Source organism: Acutalibacter sp. 1XD8-36, from assembly GCF_009917525.1.
Lineage (GTDB): Bacteria > Bacillota > Clostridia > Oscillospirales > Acutalibacteraceae > Acutalibacter.
Genome location: NZ_QZDU01000024.1, coordinates 1 through 8290, shown reverse-complemented (window position 1 = coordinate 8290; position 8290 = coordinate 1). Strand labels below are relative to the sequence as shown.

Sequence of the window (8290 nt, the reverse complement as noted above, 5' to 3'; positions counted from 1 at the left end):
AACCGCATAAATACTAGGGTTTTTGGCCCTCCAAGGGTCGATGGCATCTTTTAAGCATGGTAGGGCCAGTTGGAGTAGAGCCGTTTTTCGAACCCTTTTATCGAGAAACGGCTCTATTTTGTTTTACAATCCATTGAAATTACTGGGTTTTCAAAAAATCAGGATAACAGAGCCTGCGTAGAAAAGCACGAAAACTAATTTAAAAATTTTCACACAGGTTCATGTTTTAGACACAGGAATTATTATAAATATTGTCAATTATATAAAAGTCAACATGAAAAACTTTGGCGCACTGAAAGCTGTGGGCTATACGTACGGAGAGCTTATCTGTTCATGCAGCTGCAATTTCTGAAGCTTGCCTTTATCGTGGCAGCTGTTGGTATTGGGATTTCGTATTTCACCGGCGGAGGCTTTGAATTGACCGAAGGCAGTCCCACTACCACAGAAAGTGAAAGAGAAGTGATACTTAACTAAGTGTTTACCGACCTTGCCACATCTTCATGCCTGCTCTACGGAACAGAAGCCAGTACCAGCGTCCAGTACGGCGATTTCTATGTTGACGACCAGGACTGGCTAAAACGTATTATGACAGAAATACAGGCGCTCCTGGGCACAGACTGGCAAAGCTGCACATTGACCCGCTATGACAATGACTATCAGAACGCGAAAGAATCTTTGCAAGGGCCTGCAAAATATCGTTTTTTATCGCGATTGCCGTAGTATCCGTCATCTGCTTTTTGGTGCTGGCCTTATTTCTGGCCTTGCGCCTTCGGGACTGTGTCTATGAAACCGTCTGCTGTCCCTGCTGGGTGGTCTTGCCAGCCCTACCAGCGGTCAAATTTTGTACCAGGGAGAGGACATCGCAAAGACAGTTCTTGCCGACTACCGGCGCAGTCATGTGTCATTTATCTTTCAGAGTTACCATCTGATTGACTACTTAACGCCAACGGAGAACGTAGCCATGACATCAAAGCTAATGCCGCTCCCAAAATCTCTTCCACAAATGCTTAATCTCTTCTAGTCACACCAAAACTCACATTTTGCTCACTCTCAACTGTGACACGCATAATCCCATGCCCTGTGTCATCCCAGCAAAAAGTATCTATATCCGCACGGCCTTTGGTGACGGTCACATCCCATACGTGGCTTCCCAAATCCGGAACAAACACTTCCGTTATCCCGGGTACTGCGGCATATTCCATCTCAAAGTATTTCTCACCCCAATGATAGGAGCGTAGTTTACCTGCTACTGCCATCGGATAGCCCCGCACCAGCTGACGCCACTCAGGACGGGAAGTAATATCCTCTGCACATGACCAGTACGTATGGCTCCATAGGTTACGCTCGATTATTCTCATCATCTGTTCCCCGGCCTTTTCGTTTCCCGAGCGGCCCTCAAAGGCTCCCCACTCTCCTACAAATGCAGGGACACCAAGCTGCAGCTCCGTTTCACGGTGGCGCTGGAAAATCAATTCAATGCGGCTCGGGTCGTAGAGTTCATCATGACCAGTGTCTACAATCAAATCATAGCCATGGGGCGAGAACACCTGCCCCGGCAAAGTGAGCCGCCCAATTCCAGATGGGACCCCAATATTTGTAAAATAGCAGGGCTCTGTAAACAGCAGCATCTGGGGGTCTTCTGTATGTATCACCTGCGCCGCGCGCTCATAAAAGGGTGTCAGTAGGTCTTGCTCAAAGGGCATTGTGTGCCTTGAAATAATCTTTGTTAAACTGCGATAGAAATCCATATCAGAAAGCCCGGCAATCAGCTGGGCTTTCTTTGCCTCCTGCTCAAAATTAACTGAACCAGGCAGGTGCGCCATTACCTCACCAAGAGCCTCCTGCCCTGCCGGACCAGGGTATGGCTCATTCCAGATATCATATCCCAGCAGACCCGGGGTGCCACGGAAAAAGCTTACCGTGTGGCGCAGCATCTTTAAAAAATGGACCTGCAGCCCCATACCGCACACCGGGTCATCATTCCAGAAATGCTGGAATGCGCGGTTCACCGCAGGACTCAGCAAGTAGGCGTCGCTCCACAAATCGCCGGTCTTATGCGGCAGTCCGTCTGTGGCCTCCGCCCAGGCAGGGGCGCCTCCTCCAAAAGATACTCCGTACAGGTCCTGATGGAAATCAAGAAAAAACCTCAGCCCTGCCTGGTGCGCGAGAGCCAGCTGTTCTTTTATCCTTTGCAGGTAATTCTGGTCAAACTGTCCAGGCTGCGGCTCGACTGCCGCCCAAAAGAGGCCAAAGCGCAGAATATTGATACCGCTATGGACAAGCCTCTGGTAGTCGCCAACATCCAATGGGTAGACAAAGCCATGCTCCGGGTCTTTACACACCATATTCAAGCCATTGAAAATGCACTGGCGGCCCTGCTCATCCACAAACCAATTGTTTTCCGTCGTAATTTTACACATGTTTTATTCCTCCTGATTGCTTATGTCAGCATGAGTTTATCAGAAAAGGCTGAAACTGTCAATAAAGTTTCCAGGGATATACACTTTGATACATTAACACAGCTCAACCGAGCAGAATCTCAGTCAAAAGAAATAAAATAATACAAAAGAAGTGTCCGAGGTTGTGTGAAACACCGGACACTTCTTTTTTGCTCTCTTTTAGGCCCTACACTAATGTATTCGGTATAAATCCGAAAAAAATAAGCCTCTTCTCAGAAAAAATTTGCTGTCCGGTGTTTCACACAAGGCCGGACAAGAGACAGGAGGTAATGCGCAATGGCTGAAATCCTGCCGGACCAGGAGCTCAGGAACAGCCTGCCAAAGCTGGCGGACGACTTGGTGGCGCGTATCTCTGAAGAGGACCCTGAGCACTGCGAGGAACTGCTCGGTGCATTTGTTTCACAGCTTTTCCTGTCTGCCACCAAGCAGAGCCTGCGCCGTGAGCGCCGCGCCCGTCAGGCCGAGGGCATAGCAAAGGCCAAAGCCCGGGGCGTGCAGTTTGGCACCAGGCGCAAGCCCCTGCCGGATAACTTTGACGAAGTACGGAAGTCCTGGCGCAACCGTGAAATGAACCTAAAAGAGGCCGCCAGGCTATGCGGGATGCCGGCCACCACCTTCTACGACGCGGTGCGCAGGGCCGAGCAGGAGGCAAGTTAAATTGGGGAGGGAACCCTATGCTGACACTGAGACTCAAGCCGGGAGAATACCTGGTGATTGGGGAGGACATCACCATCCAGGTGTTCGAGAAAAAACGCAATTACCTGGAAGTGGCGGTGGAAGCGCCAAAGGATGTGCCGGTGCTTCGCGGGGAGGTCTATGAGCAAAATAACCCCCGTCCCCCGTTCCTGAGGGAAAACCGTTCCCAGACCCTTTGTGAGCGGAACGCGAATATCCGCCGCAGGGAGACCCTTGCCCGGCGGGAGGACGCAGCCCGGCAGCTTAAGGCTTTCTTAGATAAGCTTGAAAATGACAATCCTAAATTAGTGGATGAAATTATAACAATGCGGGAGCAGGTCTCCCGGCTCAACGGGGAGTTGAAGACATGACAGGCAGCGTGAGGATTGGCCTGGCGCCGACAGCAGAGCAGGCAGCCCTGATAGAAAAGACAATGGCCTGCTGTACCATGCTCTGGAACCGCATGATAACAGATGAGGCTAGGCTGCAGGCAGAGCTGGGCCGCCGTTTAGTCCCGACCCCGGCGAAATACAAGCGGGAGTTCCCCGAGCTGAAGGATGTCGACAGCCTGGCACTAAATGGCCTGCACCACGCGCTTCTAAGAGATTTCCGAAACCACGACTACAACCCGCACGATAACCCAAGGCCGGCGCCGGTAGACGGTCTGAGCAGCTACACGACCTACAGCAAGCAGTCCAAGGGCGGCTTCATGATTCGAATAGAAGGCGGCGGCATCAGGCTCCCTAAGCTGGGCCTCGTCCCAATCATCCAGAGCACAGAGCTGCCGGAAAACATGACAATTCAGGCGGCAAATGTTCAAAAAGAAAAGGGCAGCTATTTCTGCAAAATCAAGTACGAATGTCATGCAGGGCAGCTGGCCGCAGCTGTGGAAAAGCAGCCCGCTTAATCCCGATTTCCGCTGGTCCCGGGACCGGTTGAAATATACAGCGCCATGACCGGACCCGATCACTCCGGCAAGAGGCGCAGGCCCGGCGATGAACGCCGGGAAGCCCGAAACGCAAAAATAATAATCATGGGAGAGAAAATTATGCGTATTCAACACAACATTCTTGCGATGAACTCTTACCGCAACTACACCACCAACACTTCCGCTCTGGGCAAGAACCTGGAGAAGCTGTCTTCCGGCTACAAGATTAACCGTGCCGGTGACGACGCTGCTGGTCTGGCTATATCCGAGAAGATGCGTGCTCAGATTACCGGCCTGGACGCCGCCCAGAAGAACGTTAAGGACGGCATCAGCCTCGTTAAGACCGCTGAGGGCGCCATGCAGGAGATTCAGGACATGGTCAAGCGCATGAAGTACCTGGCCACCCAGTCTGCCAACGGCACCTACGACGAGAACGTTGACCGCGTTCAGCTCCAGAAGGAAGTTGACTCCCTGATGTCGGAAATCGACCGTATCGCCGACAGCGCCAACTTCAACGGCATTAAGCTGCTGAACGGCGAGATGTCTGTTGCTACTGCTGAATTCACACAGGCTACCTCTGCTACTGCTACCGCTACAATGACTATCACCCTCGGTGATGACATGAAGAACCTGATTGGCGGCAGCATCCAGGTGGGCAATAAGACCTATCGTGTTGCGCTGGCAACTGGTACTGCGGCTGCTGGCTCAACTGCTAGCTGGGTCGATGGTATTCTGAGGGTCGGCACTGGCGTAACTGCCAGCGCGATTGCCAGTGCAATTGCAAGTAAGATTGGCAGCACAGCACTGAAGGGACTGGATTTGGACGGCAACGAGGTTACTCTGACTCTCACAGCTTCTAGCGGTAAGCTCGTTATCACGGCCAGCAGGGGCATTAAGCTTGACGTTAGCTCATTGCCGACATTCTCGTTCAATGGAGGCAGAAAGCTGCAAATAGGAGATACCGCCCACAACTTCAACCAGATAAGGGTCGGTGCAAATGACATGCACGCTGACAACCTGTTCCTTGGGAAGTCTATAGACATTACCACCGCGGATACTGCTGCCGAGGCACTGAACTACATCCAGTATGCCAGCAACCTGGTATCCTCCACCCGCGGCGACCTGGGCGCCGCCCAGAACCGTCTGGATCACACCCTGAACAATCTGTCCGTAATGGCAGAGAACATTCAGGATGCCGAGTCCACTATCCGCGACACCGACGTTGCCGACGAGATGATGGCCTACACAAAGAACAACATCCTGATCCAGTCCGCCCAGGCTATGCTAGCCCAGGCCAATGCTGTTCCCCAGGGCGTTCTGCAGCTGCTCCAGTAAGAGTAATTTGCAGGAATGTTCCGGCACTTTTGAACTTGACCTACCAAAATATTTTTCTGAAAGAGAGGGGGCGGGCGACGGCCCGTCCCTTCCCTTATATTTTAAGGGAGGGAGCCCTGGATGAGTGAAAACAGGAGCCTGGAGATTGCCAGGAAGCTGGTCGGGCTTGGAAAAGACAAGGAAGCGGCTAAGGCATATAAGACCGCGCTGAACGAGGGGATTGAGGATAATCCTGGCGCGGAGCTTGAGGCGGCCCTATGGAACCTGCAGTTTGGTGACGACTACCAGGTCTCATATACTGTGCTCCACAGGCTGCATTGCAAAGGGCTGTTCCGGGAAGAGGCCTTCAGCATTATGACTGAGGCGTTTTACACACCGAATGTGAAGGATTTGAAGTCCCATTACGAGAGGAACTGCAAGCTCCTGAAGAAGTACCCATATTTTTTCAGGGATAATTTTGTCCCCTTTGAGGAGCTGCCAATTCTCTTTTACCCATATAGTGACAATTCTTATATACCATACTACATAGCGGAGGACCGCTTTGGAGACCTGATTGACTTTAAGGAGCCTGTAATCAGGCACCACTTCTTTCATGATTTGGAAAATCCCATACTGGCAAAGGATATTTTTTCCCAGTATGAGCTGGAATATTTGAATGACAACGTGCGGGACAGTACATATGTGGCAAAGGAGAACCACATCTATCTGCACTACACAAACTGGGCGGTGTTCTGCGCCTATCTCCAGTGCATTAATATCCGCATGCTGCTCGAGGACAAGAAGTTTGTATTTCTGATTGAGGATGGGGTAGCTGAGTACCCCATCGATTTTAAGGAGCGCTTTGGGATAGACTACAGCAAGTTTACCCTCAGGCCCATAGGTATCCGGGAGGTCAGCAGGCTTATCTGGCACACCCAGCTGTCCACCCATAACGGCGGCGATTTCTTTAACGAGATATTTGACAACCACCCCAACCTGATAGTTATGCCATCGCTTATGCTCAGCAATGTTGAAGAGGTGATGACAAAGATTCGGCAGATGCTTGACCTGGTGAAGAGCACCCAGGATACCGACGGCTTTGTCGCTGACTGGGACCCCCGCTATGTCAGAGAGCTGTACCTGATGAAGGGACGGACAGAGCGCGATTTTCTTGTGGCCTATTTCCTAAATGACAAGCGTGCGACAGCCGGCCTTGACTATTCCTCCCGCATTGCCCCGGCGCTTTTCTTCCAGCCACATTTCCCCAATATTGTGTATATGGCGGAGCTGGATATGAAGGGGCGGGCGGCGCTGGTGTCGGGACAGTATGACAGGATAATGAAGTCGCCGATATTCAGGAATTTCAAGTATATCAAGACGTTTACCCCTATGCGCCGCCTGACGAACAGCCACGCCGCTACAGTCAGGTTTATGCTCAACTCTGCTAAGGCAAGCTGGGAAAATCCCCAGCCGGACGGAAAGCGGTGTGTCGTTGCCGATGCTGTCACCGAGCGCATAATGAACCGCAGCTTTATGCTGGACCCTCATGAGCGGCTCTATAGGGACAGTGTGCTGGTGCGGTTTGAGGACGGTAAGCTTAATCCTACGGCTACTTTCACTGCGCTTGCAGCTTTCCTGGACCTCCCATACACCGAAAGCATGACCTACTGCTCTGAATACGGAAGGAAGCTTGAGGAAGGCCGCGTAGGGATGAGCATTGAGTCTGTTTATAGAACCTATGACGAGTATGCAAATGACGCCGAGCGCTATCTGATTGAATACTTTATGCGGGATGCGTATGAGTATTACGGATATGACTGTAACTATTACCATGGCGAGGAAGTTGATGTTGAGCGAGTGAAGGAGCTTATCGCCGGATGTACAACAATAGACGGTTATATACGGCAGACCTACCACCCTGTTCTTATGGAACAGATAAAGGATGGGAAGACATTGATTCCAGGGAAAAAGCCGGAAGAATCGGTTGAGATTACTCTTGACAATGCACAGGAGAGGATGGACAAGGAGCGTATGCGCACCTTTGAGGTCCTTATGAATGGGCTGAATTTTGTGAACCGGGCCGGTCAGCCGCTTTATATGATGCCGAAGCTAAAACTTGACGCACAGCTTTTAGAGCGGCCGATTTATCACTGAGGAGGTAAATAGATGAAAAAAGGAACGGTTTACTTCTTCACAGGGCTTGCGGGGGCTGGGAAGACGACAATAGGCGGCCTGTTCTACCAGCGCTTGCAGACACTCAAGCCGGACGCGGTGCTGATTGACGGCGATAAAAACCGCGATAAAGCTAATGCCCGCGCACCCCGGGATTACTCCACGGAAGCCCGGCGGCAGGGTGCAAAAAACGTCCTTATGCGCTGTAATGGAATGGCAGACCAAGGGATAGATGCAGTCTACTGCGGTATTGGGATGTATGCGGATGTACGTGCCTGGTGCCGTGAGAACATTGAGAATTACCGTGAGATATACATAAAAGTCAGTATGGATACACTTCGCAGGCGCAACCAAAAGGGCTTGTACTCACCGGGAGTAAAGCAAGTTGTTGGTGTTGACCTGCCATGGGACGAGCCCAACAGCCCGGATGTGGTAATTGAAAATGATAATGAGGAAGATCCAAAAGCCATTGTAGACCGGCTCATTAAAGAGTTTGGTTTGGAGGTTAATTCATGAACATTGCACTCATCATCGCCGGCGGTAAAGGGCAGCGGATGCACCAGGAAATACCCAAGCAGTTCCTAAATGTGAACGACAAGCCTGTCATAATTTATACTCTTGAGGCGTTCCAGTCACACCCGGATATCGACGCAATAGGCGCCGTATGCGTGGACGGATGGCACGATATATTGAGAGCGTATGCCAGACAGCACAGGATTTCTAAACTGGAATGGGTAGTGTC

Annotated in this window: 10 protein-coding genes; 9 read left to right on the top strand and 1 reads right to left on the bottom strand. The window is 51.3% G+C overall.

Translation table 11 applies throughout. The features are described from left to right. Positions 1-474 precede the first annotated feature (474 nt). Together D5270_RS16650 and D5270_RS17330 are read left to right on the top strand one after the other, a co-directional pair. Positions 475-720, top strand: a complete 246-nt coding sequence (locus tag D5270_RS16650) for a hypothetical protein (RefSeq protein ID WP_207709414.1) — start codon at positions 475-477, stop codon at positions 718-720. Between the two features lie 73 nt (positions 721-793). Then, a complete protein-coding gene (locus D5270_RS17330; protein ID WP_442858618.1) occupies positions 794-1021 on the top strand; it encodes a hypothetical protein in 228 nt (75 codons plus the stop codon). Here the strand turns inward: D5270_RS17330 and D5270_RS15995 are convergent. Beyond that, positions 1008-2420 carry a cellulase family glycosylhydrolase gene (locus D5270_RS15995; RefSeq protein WP_166545023.1) on the bottom strand — a complete coding sequence of 471 codons (1413 nt, stop codon included), beginning with the start codon at positions 2418-2420 and terminating at the stop codon, positions 1008-1010. The genes D5270_RS17330 and D5270_RS15995 overlap by 14 nt on opposite strands. 315 nt (positions 2421-2735) lie before the next feature. On the opposite strand from D5270_RS15995, the gene D5270_RS15990 reads away from it, so the two are divergent. The 7 genes from D5270_RS15990 to D5270_RS15960 form a co-directional block, all read left to right on the top strand. Beyond that, positions 2736-3116 carry a hypothetical protein gene (locus D5270_RS15990; protein WP_166545022.1) on the top strand — a complete coding sequence of 127 codons (381 nt, stop codon included), beginning with the start codon at positions 2736-2738 and terminating at the stop codon, positions 3114-3116. A 17-nt stretch (positions 3117-3133) separates the two neighbouring features. Beyond that, positions 3134-3505 (top strand): carbon storage regulator, encoded by a 372-nt coding sequence (locus D5270_RS15985; protein ID WP_166545021.1) that lies wholly within the window; start codon positions 3134-3136, stop codon positions 3503-3505. Continuing rightward, positions 3502-4041: a helix-turn-helix domain-containing protein gene (locus D5270_RS15980; protein ID WP_166545020.1), complete on the top strand. Its 540-nt coding sequence runs from the start codon at positions 3502-3504 to the stop codon at positions 4039-4041. Before D5270_RS15985 ends, D5270_RS15980 begins: the two co-directional genes overlap by 4 nt. 141 nt (positions 4042-4182) lie before the next feature. Next, the gene (locus tag D5270_RS15975; protein ID WP_166545019.1) at positions 4183-5397 is read left to right on the top strand and encodes a flagellin N-terminal helical domain-containing protein; all 1215 of its coding nucleotides are present in this window, start codon (positions 4183-4185) and stop codon (positions 5395-5397) included. A 120-nt stretch (positions 5398-5517) separates the two neighbouring features. Next, positions 5518-7530, top strand: a complete 2013-nt coding sequence (locus tag D5270_RS15970; protein ID WP_166545018.1) for a hypothetical protein — start codon at positions 5518-5520, stop codon at positions 7528-7530. 12 nt (positions 7531-7542) lie between these two features. After that, the gene (locus D5270_RS15965; protein WP_166545017.1) at positions 7543-8064 is read left to right on the top strand and encodes an adenylyl-sulfate kinase; all 522 of its coding nucleotides are present in this window, start codon (positions 7543-7545) and stop codon (positions 8062-8064) included. Further along, positions 8061-8290: IspD/TarI family cytidylyltransferase (locus tag D5270_RS15960; protein ID WP_166545016.1), on the top strand; the 230-nt coding region annotated here is incomplete at its 3' end. The genes D5270_RS15965 and D5270_RS15960, both read left to right, overlap by 4 nt.

Excerpts from the sequence above, each read along its gene's own strand:
- D5270_RS15995 (WP_166545023.1), bottom strand. The coding sequence starts at position 2,420 with ATGTGTAAAATTACGACGGAAAACAATTGGTTTGTGGATGAGCAGGGC.
- D5270_RS15990 (WP_166545022.1), top strand. The coding sequence starts at position 2,736 with ATGGCTGAAATCCTGCCGGACCAGGAGCTCAGGAACAGCCTGCCAAAG.
- D5270_RS15985 (WP_166545021.1), top strand. The coding sequence starts at position 3,134 with ATGCTGACACTGAGACTCAAGCCGGGAGAATACCTGGTGATTGGGGAG.
- D5270_RS15980 (WP_166545020.1), top strand. The coding sequence starts at position 3,502 with ATGACAGGCAGCGTGAGGATTGGCCTGGCGCCGACAGCAGAGCAGGCA.
- D5270_RS15975 (WP_166545019.1), top strand. The coding sequence starts at position 4,183 with ATGCGTATTCAACACAACATTCTTGCGATGAACTCTTACCGCAACTAC.
- D5270_RS15970 (WP_166545018.1), top strand. The coding sequence starts at position 5,518 with ATGAGTGAAAACAGGAGCCTGGAGATTGCCAGGAAGCTGGTCGGGCTT.
- D5270_RS15965 (WP_166545017.1), top strand. The coding sequence starts at position 7,543 with ATGAAAAAAGGAACGGTTTACTTCTTCACAGGGCTTGCGGGGGCTGGG.